At 35.6% G+C, this 16,550-nt stretch carries 14 protein-coding genes; 1 reads left to right on the top strand and 13 read right to left on the bottom strand.

Annotated elements, in window-relative coordinates; translation table 11 throughout:
- Window positions 1-225: 225 nt before the first annotated feature.
- The 3 genes from HAV12_RS15265 to clpB form a co-directional block, all read right to left on the bottom strand.
- Window positions 226-639, bottom strand: coding sequence for a hypothetical protein (locus tag HAV12_RS15265; protein WP_171570415.1), 414 nt, complete (start codon window positions 637-639; stop codon window positions 226-228).
- 188 nt (window positions 640-827) lie between these two features.
- Window positions 828-1,703 carry a DUF808 domain-containing protein gene (locus tag HAV12_RS15270; protein WP_171570416.1) on the bottom strand — a complete coding sequence of 292 codons (876 nt, stop codon included), beginning with the start codon at window positions 1,701-1,703 and terminating at the stop codon, window positions 828-830.
- 406 nt (window positions 1,704-2,109) lie between these two features.
- The gene (gene clpB, locus HAV12_RS15275; RefSeq protein ID WP_171570417.1) at window positions 2,110-4,710 is read right to left on the bottom strand and encodes an ATP-dependent chaperone ClpB; all 2,601 of its coding nucleotides are present in this window, start codon (window positions 4,708-4,710) and stop codon (window positions 2,110-2,112) included.
- Window positions 4,711-4,920: 210 nt separating this feature from the next.
- Between clpB and ytxJ the strand changes: the two genes are divergently transcribed.
- Window positions 4,921-5,310 (top strand): bacillithiol system redox-active protein YtxJ, encoded by a 390-nt coding sequence (ytxJ, locus tag HAV12_RS15280; protein WP_171571703.1) that lies wholly within the window; start codon window positions 4,921-4,923, stop codon window positions 5,308-5,310.
- Between the two features lie 194 nt (window positions 5,311-5,504).
- On the opposite strand, the gene HAV12_RS15285 is transcribed toward ytxJ, so the two are convergent.
- From HAV12_RS15285 to HAV12_RS15330, 10 genes are all read right to left on the bottom strand, one after another.
- Window positions 5,505-6,650 carry a hypothetical protein gene (locus HAV12_RS15285; RefSeq protein ID WP_240345175.1) on the bottom strand — a complete coding sequence of 382 codons (1,146 nt, stop codon included), beginning with the start codon at window positions 6,648-6,650 and terminating at the stop codon, window positions 5,505-5,507.
- Between the two features lie 20 nt (window positions 6,651-6,670).
- On the bottom strand, window positions 6,671-7,666 hold the full coding sequence (locus HAV12_RS15290) for a DUF2157 domain-containing protein (protein ID WP_171570419.1): 996 nt from the start codon (window positions 7,664-7,666) through the stop codon (window positions 6,671-6,673).
- A gap of 177 nt (window positions 7,667-7,843) precedes the next feature.
- Window positions 7,844-9,124 (bottom strand): argininosuccinate lyase, encoded by a 1,281-nt coding sequence (gene argH, locus HAV12_RS15295; RefSeq protein ID WP_171570420.1) that lies wholly within the window; start codon window positions 9,122-9,124, stop codon window positions 7,844-7,846.
- A 224-nt stretch (window positions 9,125-9,348) separates the two neighbouring features.
- The gene (locus tag HAV12_RS15300) at window positions 9,349-10,419 is read right to left on the bottom strand and encodes a M20 family metallo-hydrolase (protein ID WP_171570421.1); all 1,071 of its coding nucleotides are present in this window, start codon (window positions 10,417-10,419) and stop codon (window positions 9,349-9,351) included.
- Between the two features lie 212 nt (window positions 10,420-10,631).
- Complete coding sequence (gene argB, locus HAV12_RS15305) at window positions 10,632-11,402, bottom strand: acetylglutamate kinase (RefSeq protein ID WP_171570422.1); 771 nt, start codon at window positions 11,400-11,402, stop codon at window positions 10,632-10,634.
- Between the two features lie 98 nt (window positions 11,403-11,500).
- A complete protein-coding gene (locus HAV12_RS15310) occupies window positions 11,501-12,448 on the bottom strand; it encodes an N-acetylornithine carbamoyltransferase (RefSeq protein ID WP_132033658.1) in 948 nt (315 codons plus the stop codon).
- A 119-nt stretch (window positions 12,449-12,567) separates the two neighbouring features.
- Window positions 12,568-12,957, bottom strand: a complete 390-nt coding sequence (locus HAV12_RS15315; protein WP_171570423.1) for a GxxExxY protein — start codon at window positions 12,955-12,957, stop codon at window positions 12,568-12,570.
- Between the two features lie 63 nt (window positions 12,958-13,020).
- A complete protein-coding gene (proB, locus tag HAV12_RS15320; RefSeq protein ID WP_171570424.1) occupies window positions 13,021-13,782 on the bottom strand; it encodes a glutamate 5-kinase in 762 nt (253 codons plus the stop codon).
- 278 nt (window positions 13,783-14,060) lie between these two features.
- Window positions 14,061-15,254 carry a glutamate-5-semialdehyde dehydrogenase gene (locus HAV12_RS15325; protein ID WP_171570425.1) on the bottom strand — a complete coding sequence of 398 codons (1,194 nt, stop codon included), beginning with the start codon at window positions 15,252-15,254 and terminating at the stop codon, window positions 14,061-14,063.
- Between the two features lie 75 nt (window positions 15,255-15,329).
- The gene (locus tag HAV12_RS15330) at window positions 15,330-16,469 is read right to left on the bottom strand and encodes an aspartate aminotransferase family protein (RefSeq protein ID WP_171570426.1); all 1,140 of its coding nucleotides are present in this window, start codon (window positions 16,467-16,469) and stop codon (window positions 15,330-15,332) included.
- Between the last annotated feature and the right edge of the window lie 81 nt (window positions 16,470-16,550).

Raw genomic sequence — 16,550 nt, forward strand, 5'->3', positions numbered from 1 at the left:
TTTAAATTAACCTATTATTTCATACAAATAAATCAACTTTAAACTTATAATATAATAATTTATCATGAATGAGTACAATTTTAATTAGATCAGAAAAATTGATGTAATTAAAACATCTTACAAATAAAAACACCAATCTGAGACTGGTGTTTAATTGAAAATAATGATGAAATTATTTAATAGAACTTAACTAATTAGCTTTCGTTTTTAAAGGACTAAAGTGAATTAATCAATAACCACTTTCTGAATTATAAATTCAGTTTCTGATTTTTTGAATTTGATTTCGAAAGTTCCTTTTTCTGCCGATTTAAATTTATAAACTGCTTTTTTAGGGGTCGGAACCTGTTGCGTACAAACCTCAGGATATTTTACTTCTACCTGTAAACCTTTTACGGTACCAATGGTTGCTTCTGTAAATTTGTTAAACTCTCCACAAGAGTTGTCCGGTAAAAAAGTAACCTCATAACTAAGTTCTGTGTTTACTTTTCCGGTTGCCGGTCCTTTTACTTCAGTTGCCAGAGCATTTTTTACAGTTACAGTTACTGGATCTGGTGTTTTGTCATCATCACTATCACAGGATGCAAATACTGTTAACGAGAATAATACTAATAAAACTGATTTTAATCTAAACTTTTTCATAATAAATATTTGTTTGTTATTTTATTATGAAGAGGGGAATACATTCATAAGGTTGCTTACAGAAAATGTTAAATAACGAAAACAAAACAGTAAACAACTGGTTACCAAATTTTTATTCTTCAAAAAAAAGTATAAAAAAAACACCAGCTTAGCAGCTGATGTCCTGATATTGTCTGAATATGATTTTATTAATGTGCTTTCTTTCCGAAAAGTTTTTTGAAAAGATTTACAATTCCCAAAACTATAAATCCGGCTACCAGTCCAATTATAAATTCTTTTAAAATGGAAGGCAATTGCGGTAATAAATGATGCAAAAATTCAATATTATGAACAAACAATCCTCCGGATACTAAAAGTAAAGCAATTGTACCGATGACAGTTAAAAGTTTAATAACCTTTGGAAGTGCCTGTACCAGAACGTTTCCTATCGTTTTTAAAATGCTTTTTTCTTTTTTACTGTGCTGAATCATTTTAAAACCCACTTCATCCATTCTGACGATTAAAGCGACAATACCATAAACACCAATGGTTGCAATCAGCGCAACGATTGAAACTACTGCAATCTGTGATGAAATAGGTTTATCAATTACGGTTCCTAAAGCAATGATTACTATTTCTACCGACAGAATAAAGTCGGTCACAATAGCTGATTTTATTTTATCTTTTTCGATAGCCAGAATTTCTTCCTCTGTGAGTGTTTCTTCAGTTATTCCTTCTGAAGCGTGTTCGTGGGGAAATATAAATTCGTAAATTTTTTCTGCACCTTCATATGCCAGGAAAAGACCTCCAAGCACTAAAATAACAATGATTGCAATGGGAAAAAAGGCACTTAAAAGAAACGCAATTGGCAGGATAATGATTTTGTTAAGAAGTGACCCTTTGCTAATTGCCCACAAAACGGGAAGTTCCCTTGAAGAAGCAAATCCTGAAGCTTTTTCGGCATTAACGGCTAAATCATCACCCAAAATACCCGCAGTTTTCTTTGCTGCTACTTTGCTCATTACGGCAACATCATCCATGATTGCTGCGATATCATCTAATAGTACGAAAAAACCTGATGCCATTATATTTTTTTATTTTATGAATTACGTAATTAACTGGATTTCAGAACCTAATTTAATTAACGTTATTTATTTTTTACGTACGCGAATCTACTACTTTTTTATCAATTTTTTTCCTAAAAAATTAGCTGCACTGTCCTAATAGCAACCAGATAATTACAAAGACAAAGATAGTACCGAAGCATCCTCCTCCTAATTTTTTCGCACCGTAACCTGCTATTAATCCTCTAAAAATATTGTTCATGATTTTTTGTTTTAAGTTATTCGTAAATTTCTGTACTTAATTTTTAATTTGATTTATATTACTTTTCAAAAAAGTTTCATTATTCACGGATTTCAAACTTTAAAAAAAAAGCACCAGCCTTTCAGCTGATGCTTCCCCAATTTAATAATTAACTAAACAAAATCATTAAACTTTATGGGTCTGGTTTCTGAAAACCAGTTTTCCGTCGAAAGCATCAATTAAAATAATACTATCGGTTGTAATAGTGTTGGACAGAATTTCTTTCGACAACTGATTCAATACCTCTCTCTGGATAACACGTTTTACCGGCCTTGCCCCAAATTGAGTATCATAACCTTTGTCTGACAGATATTTAATTGCTTCGGGAGTGGCATCCATCGCAATACCTTGTAAGGCCAGCATTTTGGTTACACTCTTAAGTTGTAAGCTCACAATTCTTGAAATATTTTCTATCGTTAAAGGTGTAAACAATACAATTTCATCGATACGATTTATAAATTCGGGACGTACAGTTTGTTTCAGTAAACCTAAAACTTCCACTTTTGCAGCTTCTGTAGCGGCTTCGATTCCGCCTTTCCTATTATCGAATTTCTCCTGAATAATCTGACTTCCCATATTGGAAGTCATAATGATAATGGCATTTTTAAAATCAGCCAGACGCCCTTTATTATCGGTTAGTCGGCCTTCATCTAAAACCTGCAATAAAATATTGAAGGTATCCGGATGTGCTTTTTCGATCTCGTCCAGCAAAATCACGGAATAGGGTTTTCTCCGTACCGCTTCTGTCAATTGCCCTCCTTCATCGTAACCCACATATCCCGGAGGCGCTCCTACCAAACGACTCACACTATGACGTTCCTGGTATTCGCTCATATCAATACGGGTCATGGCGTTTTCATCGTCAAATAGATATTCCGCCAAAGCTTTTGCAAGCTCTGTTTTCCCCACTCCGGTAGTTCCTAAAAACAAGAATGTCCCAACAGGTTTTTTCATATCCTGCAAACCGGCACGGCTTCTGCGTACAGCATCACTTACGGCTTCAATCGCTTCTTCCTGACCTACCACTCGTTTGTGTAATTCATCTTCCAGATGCAACAGCTTTTCTCTTTCGGTCTGAAGCATTTTCATTACCGGAATACCGGTCCATTTTGCGACTACTTCAGCAATATCTTCGCGGGTTACTTCTTCTTTTATCAAAGAATTACCGGATTGGTATTCCTGCAATTGTTTTACTAAAACATCCAGACGTTCTTGTGCTTCCTTGATTTTTCCGTAACGGATTTCAGCTACTTTTCCGTAATCTCCTTCACGTTCCGCACGTTCTGCTTCATGCTTGAAATCTTCTATTTCTAATTTTACAGCCTGAACCCCATCTACGACATCTTTTTCAGATTTCCATTTGGTGTAGATTTCATTTCGTTCCTCTTTCAGGTTGGCAAGATCCATTCTTAAAATCTTAAGCTTGCTCTCTTCTTTTTCGCGTTTTATGGCTTCAATTTCGATTTCAAGCTGCATGATTTTACGATCCAACACATCTAGTTCTTCCGGTTTTGAATTGATTTCCATGCGTAATTTGGAAGCCGCTTCATCCATTAAATCAATCGCTTTGTCCGGTAGGAAACGATTGGTAATATAACGCTGTGAAAGTTCTACAGCTGCGATAATAGCTTCGTCTTTTATCTGAACTTTATGATGTGTTTCGTACTTTTCCTTGATACCGCGCAAAATTGAAATCGCGCTTTCGGTATCCGGTTCATCGATTAAAATCTTTTGAAAACGACGCTCTAAAGCTTTGTCTTTTTCAAAATATTTCTGGTATTCATCTAAGGTTGTTGCTCCAATTGCTCTCAATTCTCCACGAGCCAAAGCCGGTTTTAAAATGTTAGCGGCATCCATCGCGCCTTCTCCCCCGCCCGCGCCAACCAGCGTGTGAATCTCATCGATAAATAAAACAATATCACCTTCTGCGGCAGTCACTTCTTTTACTACCGATTTTAATCTTTCTTCAAATTCTCCTTTGTATTTGGCGCCGGCAATCAATGCCCCCATATCCAGAGAGAAAACAATTTTGTCTTTCAGGTTTTCAGGCACATCGCCATCCACAATTCTATGCGCCAGACCTTCTGCTATGGCTGTTTTACCCACTCCGGGCTCCCCTACTAACATTGGATTGTTTTTGGTTCTGCGGGTCAGGATCTGTAACACGCGTCGGATTTCTTCATCACGGCCGATAACGGGATCCAGTTTTCCGGTACGTGCTAATTCGTTCAGGTTTTTAGCGTATTTATTTAAGGAATTATAATTTTCCTCCGCGGATGCCGAAGTCACTCTTTCTCCTTTTCTAAGTTCCTCTATAGTTGCTTTTAATGCTTTTCCGGTAACTCCCTGATCTTTTAAAATCTGGGACACTTTACTTTTTGAATCAAAAATTGCCAAAATTAAATGCTCGATCGAAACATATTCATCGTTCATTTTCTGGGCAATGATTTCAGCTTCATTCAATGCTTTGTTTGCGTCTCTTGAAAGCACAATATCTCCCCCTGAAACTTTAGGAAAACTTTGAATGGTTGAATCTAAAATCTGTAGAAACAAGGGTACGTTTACATTGAGTTTTTTCAAAATAAAGGGCGCCACATTTTCGTCCACTTCAAAAATAGCCTTCAAAATGTGTTCGTTTTCGATTTGCTGTTGCCCGTATCGTTGCGCCAACTGCTGTGACAGCTGAATGGCTTCCTGAGATTTAGTTGTAAATTTATTTATGTTCATGATTGGTATGATTTAGGTTTCTTATTTTAATTCTAAAAATTCGATATCATCAAAATTTGATTTTATTGCATCAAAATTTAATTTTAAATGATATAACTTTGCTACTATCTATTCAAATTATAGTCCACAGTAAAAATACAGACATAATGGCGTTAAAAATTGAGAATTAACCAATAATAAATGCCAAAAAGTCATAAAAACAGTCAAAATATGAGTTTTTTAAATTCAATCTTCGGAGATTCAGAAAAATCTGATTCACAAAAAAGCAAAATAAACTGGATTCCTCTTACAAATTTAACACAGTTAGAAGATATACAAACCCTTTCTAATGTTAAGCCTGTTGTAATTTTTAAACACAGTACAAGATGCAGCATTAGCCGTATGGCTTTGAAACAATTTGAAAGAGAGTACGATCTGGAGGAAACAGTTGATGCTTTCTTTTTGGATTTAATTGAACACCGTGATGTGTCTAATGAAATCGCCAACCGATTTAACGTCTATCATGAATCACCACAATTGATTTTAATAAAAAACGGAAAAGCCGTTTATGATGTTTCCCACAGTGATATTGATGCTGAAGCTTTGAAAGCTAAAGTTTAGGAAAGGTGGGGGAAGTTATGAGTTATTAGTCATGAGTTAGGAGTACGAAATAGAAATAGAAACAAAAAAAGTAAAACCCTGAATTTTGCAGTTCAGGGTTTTACTTTTTTTGTAGTTTAGGATTTATGGTTTATAGTTTATGGTTCAATTCTAACTTATAACTTATAGCTCATACTCTTAACTCCTGAAAAAAATCAAAAATTCCCTTCAGATCCTCCTCCGCTAAAACCTCCTCCTCCAAATTCCATTGGGGATTCCGGTGATTTCACTTCTGGTTTCATTCCAAATGTTGAAGCGATAAGTAGTGCTTCGGCATTTAAAAAGGCATTTGAATTGGCGATTCTGTCCGGTTTAAATGTTAATCCGGTTTCTTTGTGTTTTAATTTTCTGATGGATAAAAATGCTATGGCAAATAAAACCAAACCTCCGAGTGTTAATGCAACTTCTATTGGCAGAACCGAATAATAAAATCGAAAGCTGTAAAATGAAAAAGCAATCGCGGCAAAACTAATCCACAGCATGATCCTGTCTTTGTTTTTTAAAGCAAAAAACAAGTATAAAACCGGAATACCAAATGTAAATATCCAAAAGAAAAATGCAAACGGAATTTCAGGACTTACTTCATAATAAGTATCGGCCAGACTTGCTGAAAATTCCCGAACCACTAAGTAATTTCCCGAAAAAAACAGCAGGATTAAACTCATACTTTTTATTAAAACAATTCCATTATAATAGAATGGTTCTTCGATTTTAGTTATAAGTCTTCGGCAAAAGTAATACGTTCCTATGCCGTAGAACATCATAAAGAAGGGTAAAATTGCCTGTCCTGCTTCCAGAAAATCAAATATAGCATATCCTAATGTTGCCGTAAAGGCGAGGTAAAAAACCAATGCGGAGAGCAAATGTACATAACGCAAATACGCTATAATGGAAGCGATTGTCACAGCAATTGTAATGGCCAATATATTATCACCATCTGTCGAAACTCCCACAGCAAAACCAATATTCAACTGCAAACCTAAGATGAAAGCATCATCAAGGCCGTGATTGTGATAATCCTGTTTGGTGAGAATTTCAGATCCCACAACACCGATTATTGCAAACAGATAGGGAAATATTTTCCAGCTCTCATCCATTCCCGAAAGACCCAAAAGGGAAACCACACCACACAAAGACGAATACAAAAAGGAACCTAACAAAAAGAAACCGATACGTACCAGAATATTATTATGACTGTTAAGCACAGGAAGTTCTTTTTTTATAAAGTTAAGCTGCTCTTTTCCTATAAAGCCTGCGTTTTTTAATGAATCTGCTTCATCAATTAAAGCTGAATTTTTCAACTTACTCTTATTTAATAGTATCATTCGGCGATTTCTTTATTGAAGTTCTTAATTAATTTGATAAACAGAATTATGGAACCAATGAAATAGGCAGGGATAACCATAACAAATAAGACCCAAATATCTGAAAAGTCTATATTTTCGAAAATTCTGAAAATAAAGATATTTATTCCGATGTAAGCATAGATAATCATAAAAACAAATAAGGAAATTGCCTTTACTTCATAGCTGACTTTATAAAAATAAAAACTGGATCCGGCCAGAATAATAGAAAAAGCAAACCAAATTCCCTTATGTTCGTTAACCAAATTGCTGATGGAAGCGATACTGATCATGTGCAGGGCAAATGTCAGGTAGATGAGATTAAAGTGCGTCTTGAGCTGGATTTTTGAACTATAAATTGTCCATAGTATTAATAAACCTCCTAATATGACGGCAGAATAACTTAAATCCTGATGTGAATAGAAATCGTTTTTAAACAAATCTTGCGGTGTTACCGAAAAACCTACATACGCTGTCAAACCTGTAATCGCGATCGTCAATACACTTTTATTGTCAAAATAATACGCGCAAAAGAAACTCACCAGCGTCGGAACCAATGTTGCCAGACCATAATGCGTGCCGAAAGGTTTGTATTGAAATTGCAGATAACCTATAAAAATACACGTCAGGATATTCGCAGCAAGTACCAGATATTCTAAAACAGGACTTTCAAAAGCCGTTTCTGATTTCTGAAAACCTTTTGAATTCTTAAAACAAAAATAAAAACAGATTACTATAACAATAAGCAACAAAGACAAAATTGCAATATGTCCGATCGTGTCAATGTTTTGATAAATCAGGATTCCGATTCCGGATGTAAAAAGCAAAACTCCTAAATACAGAAACATTTTTAATTCTGCATTTAATGAAAAAATACCTGAACCGCGATAGGTTTTTATCTGAACAAGTTGTTCTTCGGTAATGAAATTTTTCTCAAAAAGAGTTTGAGTTGCCTGTTCTTCAAATTTTGCCATAGTCTTATTTTAAGATAACTGATACTCAAATGTATGTATTTAGCATGGATTTTCTGCCTTAACTAAAAAGGATTTATTCAAAAAAAAAGCGTTATGAAATCATAACGCTTTTTATATTTTTAAATACAACAACTACTAAAGTAGTTTTCAATAATTTTCTTAAAGAAATGAATCCCACTAATAGCTGTTAAGCATTTTAAGTTTTATGGCATCCAGACACAAATTATTAATACTGCCTTCGTGTGTATGTTTAGTTTCTTTTGGAGAGGTATAGGTTCCTTCTTCCAGTTGTTCCGCCACCGCTTTGTAGGCATCTCTAAATGGCATTCCGGCCACAACCATTTCGTTTAAAGTATCTACGGTGAACAAATAATCGTATTTTTTATCTTCTAAAATATGCTGTTTTACGGTAATATCTTTTATGGAAAAAATAGCGATATCCAAACACGCTTTTAAGTTTTGAATAGCCGGAAAAAGACCTTCTTTTAAAAGCTGTAAATCCCTGTGGTATCCACTTGGGAGATTATTTGTGATTAAAGTAATCTCGTAAGGCAAGGCCTGAATTTTGTTGCATTTCCCTCTGATTAATTCAAAAACATCCGGGTTTTTCTTGTGTGGCATAATGCTGGAACCTGTGGTAAGATGTGATGGCAAACCAATAAAATCAAAGTTCTGGCTCATATACAAACACACGTCCATGGCAAATTTTGACAAGGTTGCTGCTACGCTGCTCATGGCAAAGGCTACTGTTTTCTCAGCTTTTCCTCGGCTCATCTGAGCGGCAACAGCATTGAATTTTAAAGTTTCGAAACCCAATTCCTGAGTCGTAAATGTTCTGTTGATAGGAAACGAACTTCCGTAACCTGCCGCTGAACCCAACGGATTTTGATCTACAATTTTTCCTGCTGCATTCAGCATGGTGATATCGTCAATCAGGCTCTCCGCGTAGGCAGAAAACCACATTCCGAATGAAGAAGGCATTGCAATTTGTAAATGGGTATAACCCGGCAATAATACATTTTGATGTTTCTCTGCAGATTCCATCAGCAAATCAAAAAGTGTTTTGACCTGCTCTTTTAAAGCTTTGACTTCGTCTTTCAGATACAAATGAACATCCACCAAAACCTGATCGTTACGCGAACGGGCAGTATGAATTTTTTTTCCGGCATCGCCCAGTTTTACCGTTAATAAATATTCGATTTTAGAGTGCACATCTTCAAAGCTGTCTTCGATTATGAAGTTTCCTTTTGCGATATCTGCGATAATTTCATTTAAGGCCTCTACTAAAGAATCTGTTTCTTCTGCTGTCAGCAAACCAATTTGGCCCAGCATTTTGGCGTGTGCAATAGAGCCTAAAGCATCGTATTTTGCCAGAACCAAATCGAGGTCCCTATCGTTTCCAACAGTGAATTGTTCGATTTGCTTGTCTGTTGGTATTCCTTTTTCCCAAAGTTTCATAACTTAGATTTTTAGACTTCTTAGATTTTTAGCTATTTAGACTCTTTAGACTATTAGATTTTTGGATCTTATTTTCTAATTATTCCTAAATGTCGTTGTTTATACTTTTGGTTTTCCAGCCCCGATAGCAGTGGAAATCCTTTTATTTTTTTCTTTAAAAAATAAAAGATTGGAACGGATAGCGGGATTAGCTCCTAATCCTTCGACTTCGCTCAGGATGACAATTATAATTTAAAGAAATCAGTTAGTATTTTGATGTACAAATCGACTCCTTCCTCAATCTCATTGATAAAAATAAATTCGTCTGCCGAATGCGAACGTAACGTTTCTCCCGGCCCTAATTTTAAAGACTGACAGCTCAAAACCGACTGATCTGAAAGTGTCGGTGAACCGTAAGTCGTTCTTCCCAAGGCGATTCCCGCCTGAACTAAACCGTGCGCAACCGGAATTGATGAAGCGTTTAAATGCATTGATCTTGGTGTAACTTCAGCGTTTATATTTGCTTTAACGACGTCAAGGATTTCAGTATTCGAATAACAATCCGTTACCCGGATATCAACCACTAAATCACATTCTGACGGTACAACATTATGCTGTTTTCCGGCATTAATCTGCGTTACGGTCATTTTAACAGGTCCTAAAACATCGGATATTTTATCGAACTTATAATTTTTAAACCACTCCATAACCGGAATTGATTTGTATAAAGCATTATCGTCGTTTTGATGTGCGGCATGACTGGCGGTTCCTTTTACTTTTACATCCAGAACCAATAATCCTTTTTCTGCAACAGCAAGCTGCATTAAAGTAGGTTCTCCTACAATAGCGCATTCTAATTTCGGTAGGTGCTGCAAAACGCTGTTTAAACCATTTTTACCACTGCTCTCTTCCTCTGCGGAGGCTACTACTACTATATTATATGGTAAATTTTCGTTGTCATAAAAATATACAAACGTGGCCAGTAACGAAACCAGACAGCCTCCCGCATCATTACTTCCTAATCCGAATAATTTGCCGTCTTTTTCGATTGCCTTAAACGGATCGTTTGTGTAGGCCTGATTGGGTCTTACGGTATCGTGATGAGAATTCAGTAAAAGTGTTGGTTTACTCTCCTCAAAATGTTTGTTGAAAGCCCAAACATTATTGTTTTCTCTTTTAAAAGGAATTTCGTTTTGATGGAACCAATTTTCTATTAAAAGTGCGGTTTGATCTTCTTCACTTGAAAATGAAGGGGTTTCGATAAGGTTTTTTAATAATTGTATGGCTCCTTTGGTAAGCGTTTCTATATTCTTCATAGTGTATGTTCTCTGCCACGAAGGCTCAAAGTCACAAAGTTTTTAATTGATTCTTGTTACCAATTTTGTGACAATTTTAATTTGCGCTAATTTCTTAAATTAATATTTAAAATGTCTTCCGTGGTTATGTTTTTTTGCCACGAATTACACAAATTTTCATTAATTTTTTAAAATTTTAATTTGCGGAAATCTGTGTAATTCGTGGCAACTTTTTATAATGTAATAGTAGTATGCAAAACATCAGGATTCTGAAGCATTTTGTGGTGACCGATCTTGATTTTCTGAACGCCTCTTGATAAACTATTAAAACAATTATCTAATTTGGGAATCATTCCGGAATGGATTACTTTCTCTGCTTTTAGCGTATGGTACAACTGTTCATTGATGGCTGTAATTACCGAGGAATCATCTTCAGAATCCTTTAAGACGCCTTGTTTTTCAAAGCAGTAGGTTAACGTAACATCAAAAACTTCAGACAAGGCAATTGCTAATTCGCTTGCAATCGTATCGGCGTTTGTGTTTAATAATTGTCCATTTTTATCGTGTGTAATCGCGCAGAAGACAGGAATAATTCCGTTTTCAAGCAAAGTAGCCAGTAATTTTGTGTTTACCTGTTTTACATCACCCACAAAACCATAATCGATTGTCGGATGATTTCGTTTCACGGACTGAATTAAATTTCCGTCTGCCCCGGAAAAACCAATGGCATTATTGTCTTTCGATTGCAATTGTGCCACGATATGTTTATTGATCTGACCTGCATAAATCATTACTACCACATCGAGCATGGGAGCATCTGTAATACGTCGGCCTTCAATCATCTGCGGAACCAAACCAATACTTTCAGCCATTTTTGTAGCTGATTTTCCTCCTCCGTGAACTAAAACCTTATATCCTTCAATTTTAGAAAAATCGGTTAAAAACTGTTCTAATTCGGCTGGATTGTCAATTATATTTCCGCCTATTTTTATTACTGTTACCATTTTTTTTAGGTTCAGAGGCCCAGAGGTTCAAAGGTTCAAAGGTTTTATAAAGGTTTTAGACCTTTGCTCCTTTGCAACTTTGAACCTTTGTACCTTATTTATAGCTTTTTTAATATCTTCTGCAACACCAATTGTGCTGCATACGTTCTGTTATTCGCCTGCTGGATTACGATTGAATTCTCGCTGTCTATAACTTCGTCCGTTACAATTACGTTACGACGTACCGGAAGGCAATGCATGAATTTTCCGTTGTTTGTTAATGCCATTTTTTCGGCGGTAACAGTCCACTCGGGATCAATATTGGTTACTTTCCCGTAGTCCTTAAAATTACTCCAGTTTTTAACGTAAACAAAATCAGCATTTTCGAAGGCTTTGTTTTGGTCGTATTCGATTTTGCAGTCTTTTGTGATTTCCGGACTGAGTTCGTAACCTTCCGGATGTGTGATCACAAAATCCATGTTTTTTTGCAGCTGCATCATTTCTACAAATGAATTGGCTACTGCCTGAGGCAATGCTTTAGGATGTGGTGCCCACGAAAGTACCACTTTTGGTTTGTGTTCTGTTTTGTATTCTTCCATCGTAATCGCATCTGCCAAAGACTGAAGCGGATGACGAACCGCACTTTCCATGTTTACAATCGGCACGGTAGCATGTTTTAAGAATCCTGAAATGACAGTTTCAGCATAATCTTTTTCTTTATCTTCTAAACCCGCAAAAGCACGAATTGCGATCATATCACAATATTGCGAAACTACTTCTGCGGCTTCCTTAATATGTTCTGAAGCTCCTGAATTCATAACGGCTCCGTCTTCAAATTCCAATGTCCAGCCTTCGTTGGTGAAGTTCATAACCATTACGTTCATTCCCAGATTTAAAGCAGCTTTTTGCGTACTCAGACGCGTTCTTAAACTCGGATTGAAAAATAACATCCCTAAGGTTTTATTTTTCCCTAAACTTTGATTTTTAAGCGGATTCTTCTTGATTTTTAAGGCACTTCTTACCCATTTTGATAAGGAGTTGATATCTTTAATTGAAATATAATTCATAATTTTTTTGTTAGTGTTACTTTTAGACGCGGATTATACTGATTCGCTATTGCGAAAACGCGGATAAAAACTGATTTTATTTTTTTCTCTTTAATTTTAAATTCTGATAAAACTGATTTTTATTTTCTTGTTTTTCTGCTATTTTCGAAAACTTTCCGTTTGAATTCTGGTTTCTTTCCAAAATTTAAAAGCAAGCCTACTTCACAATTTGTACCTCTCAAATAGTTTAATATTTGATTTTCAAAAACAGGAACAATACTATCAGCAGCTTTTAATTCAAGAATTACGAGACTTTCAACAACTAAATCTGCGTAATATTCTCCAACTTCAATTCCTTTATAGTAAACTTCAATTTTTTTCTGAGCCTCAACTTTGAAACCCTTGCTTTTTAATTCCAGATACAATGAATTTAAATAAACCTTTTCTAAAAATCCGTATCCTAATTCATTATAAACTTCATAAAAAGTTTTAATAATAACATCTGTTAATTCTTCATGTAATAATTCCATAGGTAAAAAATCCGTTTTTATCAGCGTTTTCGCGATAGCGAATCTGTACTATCCGCGTTACAATTAAACGATTTTAGTAAAATGAATTTCATCCTTTAATGCTTTTAAAATAAAATTATCATCTAATCCGTTGACGATCCAGGTTTCTATTCCGGCTGCTTTTGCAATTCCGGCTGCTTCGATTTTGGACTGCATTCCACCGGTTCCGTGTGATGATTTTGATTCGCCGATTTCTTTTTCCAAAAGTTTTAAATCCTTTACTAATTTTATGGTTTCCGGAACTTCATTGTGAATGGAATCTTTGGTGTAAATTCCGTTTGTATTAGTAGCTATAATCAGCATATCAACATTTAGCAGCACTGCCGTTAAAGCGGCTAATTTATCATTATCCCCAAACCGGATCTCATCTGTGGCAACGGTATCATTTTCATTTATAATCGGAATGTAATTGTTCTCCACCAAAACGTTAATGGTATTGACAATATTTACTTTCGACTGGTCTTTTTCGAAATCAGAATAAGACAATAAACACTGGGAAGTCAATAATCCCAAATCACTGAAATTTTCATGGAAAATCCGCATTAAATGGGGCTGTCCAATTGATGCCAAAGCTTGTTTCAAGGCAATTTCTTTACCTTTACTTTCCAGTTTTACAAATTGTCTGGCTGCTGCAATGGCTCCGGAACTCACGATTACAAATTCATAATCCTTGTTTAAGGCTGCAATCTGCATTCCGATATCTTCAATCTTTCCCCGCGAAATATGATTAGTTTCTTTGGTTAGGGTATTACTTCCTATTTTTAATAAAATCCTTTTTTTAGTCATTTTTTTGAGTAGCTAAGGGCCTAAGTTTTATATTGTTTTTTTACCGCAGGGGGCGCAAAGTTTTTTTTATATTTTGACGATTATAAACGCAATGATCGCAAAGCTTTGTCTTAATAAATTTCAAATTTTAAAAATCCAAATTCGAATTAAACTGAACAAAATTGCAATTATCAAAATACTTCCTTTGAAACTCCAAATTCCAATCACAATCACAATCACAATCACAATCACAATCACAATCTAAAATTATCAAATTATCAAATTATCAAATTATCAAATTATCTAATTTGGCCTTCTCCGTAAACGAACCATTTATTGGTAACCAGATGCTGCAATCCAATTGGTCCCCTTTGGTGCAATTTATCTGTGCTTATCGCTAATTCTCCGCCTAAACCAAATTGTCCTCCGTCTGTAAAGCGGGTTGAAGCGTTCTGATAAACGGCTGCTGCGTCAATAGCTTCCATAAACTCCTGTGCTGCTTCATCATCTCTGGTAATAATTACAGCCGAATGTCCACCGCAATATTTGTTTATTTTTTCGATTGCATTTTCCTTTGAATCAATTGTTCCAATGACAATTTTATAATCTAAAAACTCTTCGTACCAAATATCTTCATTTTGAAGTGTTGCTGTATCTTCGAAATTTTTTAAAGATTCATCCACAATAACTTCAACCTTATATTCTTTTAATTCTTCGATTAAAATAGCGGTAAAACCTTCAAAGTTGGGCAATTTTGAATCTATTAAAACTTTATCAACTGCATTACAAGCTGATATTTTAGACGTTTTAGCATTCAAAATTACTTTTAGAGCCAAATCCGTATCTGCTTTTTCGTGAACATAAACAAAATTATTGCCGCGTCCGCTTACAATAACCGGACAGGTTGCGTGTGCTTTTACAAACTCAATTAGTTTTTCTCCTCCTCTCGGAACAATTAAATCTACTTTTTGAGTTGGTTTTTCTAAAAAAACCTGAGTTTCTGCACGATTATAATTCAGATACTCTACCCACTCTTTTGAAATTCCGTTTTCTTCTAAAGCCTGATGCCATAGATCCACAATTTTCAAATTCGATTTTAAAGCTTCTTTTCCTCCTTTTAATAAAATCTTATTTCCGGATTTAAAGGCAATCCCACCTGCTTCAATAGTAACATCGGGACGGGATTCGTAAATAATTAGAATCGTTCCGAAAGCAGCAGTTTTGTTGATCACTTTTATTCCATTATCATGTATAAAATGAAAACGTTCTACTCCAACCGGATCTTCCTGGGAAGCCAGTTGGTTCAGGGACAAAATCATCTCGTCGACTTTTTTATCATCTACTTTCAGGCGTTCTTCCATTGCTAAATCGGAGCCATCGTAAGCCTGCAAATCCTCCTGGTTGGTGAGAATTATGCTGCTCCGCTCCTGCCCGACGAGCTTTGCCATGGACCGCAAAACCAGATTTCGCTTTTCAATTGATAATGGATTCATTTTGGTTGTTGGTTGTTGGTTGTTGGTTGTTTTAATTTTAAACCTGACGGGTTTTAAAAACCTGTCGGGTTTAAATTAGTTTTGAAGCTCTTCTAAACTTTCTTTTAAAGCTACGATAAAAGTATCAATGTCTGATTTTTTCACTGTTAATGGTGGCAAAATTCTCAACAGGTTTTTGTTGTTGGCACTTCCGGTAAAAATATGTTTCTCGATAATTAATTTCTTTCTCAATGCCGCAACATCAAAATCAAATTCAATTCCCAGCATTAATCCTTTTCCTTTTATTTTTTTGATTCCCGAAACTTGTTTGATCTGCTCTGCGAAATATGCTGAAACTTCATTTACATTTTTCTGTAAATCCAGTTTTTCGATTACATCCAGCACTGCAATTCCTGCTGCACAAGACAAATGGCTTCCGCCGAAAGTGGTTCCTAATAATCCAAAACTTGCTTCAAATTTTGGTGAAATTAAAATGGCTCCAACCGGAAATCCGTTCCCCATTCCTTTCGCAACCGAAATAATATCAGCGTTTATTCCGTGATGTTGAAAAGCGAAAAACTTTCCGCTTCTTCCGTATCCGGATTGCACTTCATCCAAAATCAGAACCACATCATGTTTTTTACAAGCTTTTTCCAAAGCCTGAAAAAATTCGGTTGTTCCTTCATCTAAACCTCCAACTCCCTGAATTCCTTCAATAATTACACTGGAAACATCTCCTTTTTGCAGTTCTGCTTCTACTAATTCGATTTGGTTTAAAGGCAGAAAAGTAACTTCCTGCTGTGCATTTATCGGGGCTACAATTTTCTTGTTATCTGTAACCGCGACAGCTGCAGAAGTTCTTCCGTGAAACGAATTATGAAAAGCCAGGACTCTCGATTTTCCGTTATGGAATGACGCTAATTTCAGTGCATTTTCGTTCGCTTCAGCACCGGAACTGCACAAAAACAATTCGTAATCTTCCAGGCCGGAAAGTTTTCCTAATTTCTTAGCCAGTTCTACCTGCAAAGGATTCTGAATGGCATTCGAATAAAAACCCAAATGATCCAGTTGATTTTTCAATTTGGCCACATAATCGGGCTGAGTGTGTCCGATAGAAATTACACCATGACCGCTGTATAAATCTAAGTATTCTGTTCCGTTTTCATCTGTAATCGTGCAATCTAAGGCTTTTACAGGGGTAATATTATATAAGGGGTAAACGTTAAATAAGTTCATTTTTTTTGTTTATTTTGTTTCAGGTCTCAGGTTTCAGGTTGCTCATAGAACATGAAACCTGAAACTTTAAACTTGAAACTA

This window comes from Flavobacterium sp. CLA17 (assembly GCF_013112255.2).
Lineage (GTDB): Bacteria > Bacteroidota > Bacteroidia > Flavobacteriales > Flavobacteriaceae > Flavobacterium > Flavobacterium circumlabens.

Coding starts and splice junctions, on each gene's coding strand:
- argB (WP_171570422.1), bottom strand. CDS start 11,402: ATGGTAACAGTAATAAAAATAGGCGGAAATATAATTGACAATCCAGCC.
- HAV12_RS15325 (WP_171570425.1), bottom strand. CDS start 15,254: ATGAATCCATTATCAATTGAAAAGCGAAATCTGGTTTTGCGGTCCATG.
- HAV12_RS15330 (WP_171570426.1), bottom strand. CDS start 16,469: ATGAACTTATTTAACGTTTACCCCTTATATAATATTACCCCTGTAAAA.
- HAV12_RS15310 (WP_132033658.1), bottom strand. CDS start 12,448: ATGAATTATATTTCAATTAAAGATATCAACTCCTTATCAAAATGGGTA.
- clpB (WP_171570417.1), bottom strand. CDS start 4,710: ATGAACATAAATAAATTTACAACTAAATCTCAGGAAGCCATTCAGCTG.
- HAV12_RS15300 (WP_171570421.1), bottom strand. CDS start 10,419: ATGAAGAATATAGAAACGCTTACCAAAGGAGCCATACAATTATTAAAA.
- ytxJ (WP_171571703.1), top strand. CDS start 4,921: ATGAGTTTTTTAAATTCAATCTTCGGAGATTCAGAAAAATCTGATTCA.
- proB (WP_171570424.1), bottom strand. CDS start 13,782: ATGACTAAAAAAAGGATTTTATTAAAAATAGGAAGTAATACCCTAACC.
- HAV12_RS15290 (WP_171570419.1), bottom strand. CDS start 7,666: ATGGCAAAATTTGAAGAACAGGCAACTCAAACTCTTTTTGAGAAAAAT.
- argH (WP_171570420.1), bottom strand. CDS start 9,124: ATGAAACTTTGGGAAAAAGGAATACCAACAGACAAGCAAATCGAACAA.
- HAV12_RS15265 (WP_171570415.1), bottom strand. CDS start 639: ATGAAAAAGTTTAGATTAAAATCAGTTTTATTAGTATTATTCTCGTTA.
- HAV12_RS15315 (WP_171570423.1), bottom strand. CDS start 12,957: ATGGAATTATTACATGAAGAATTAACAGATGTTATTATTAAAACTTTT.
- HAV12_RS15270 (WP_171570416.1), bottom strand. CDS start 1,703: ATGGCATCAGGTTTTTTCGTACTATTAGATGATATCGCAGCAATCATG.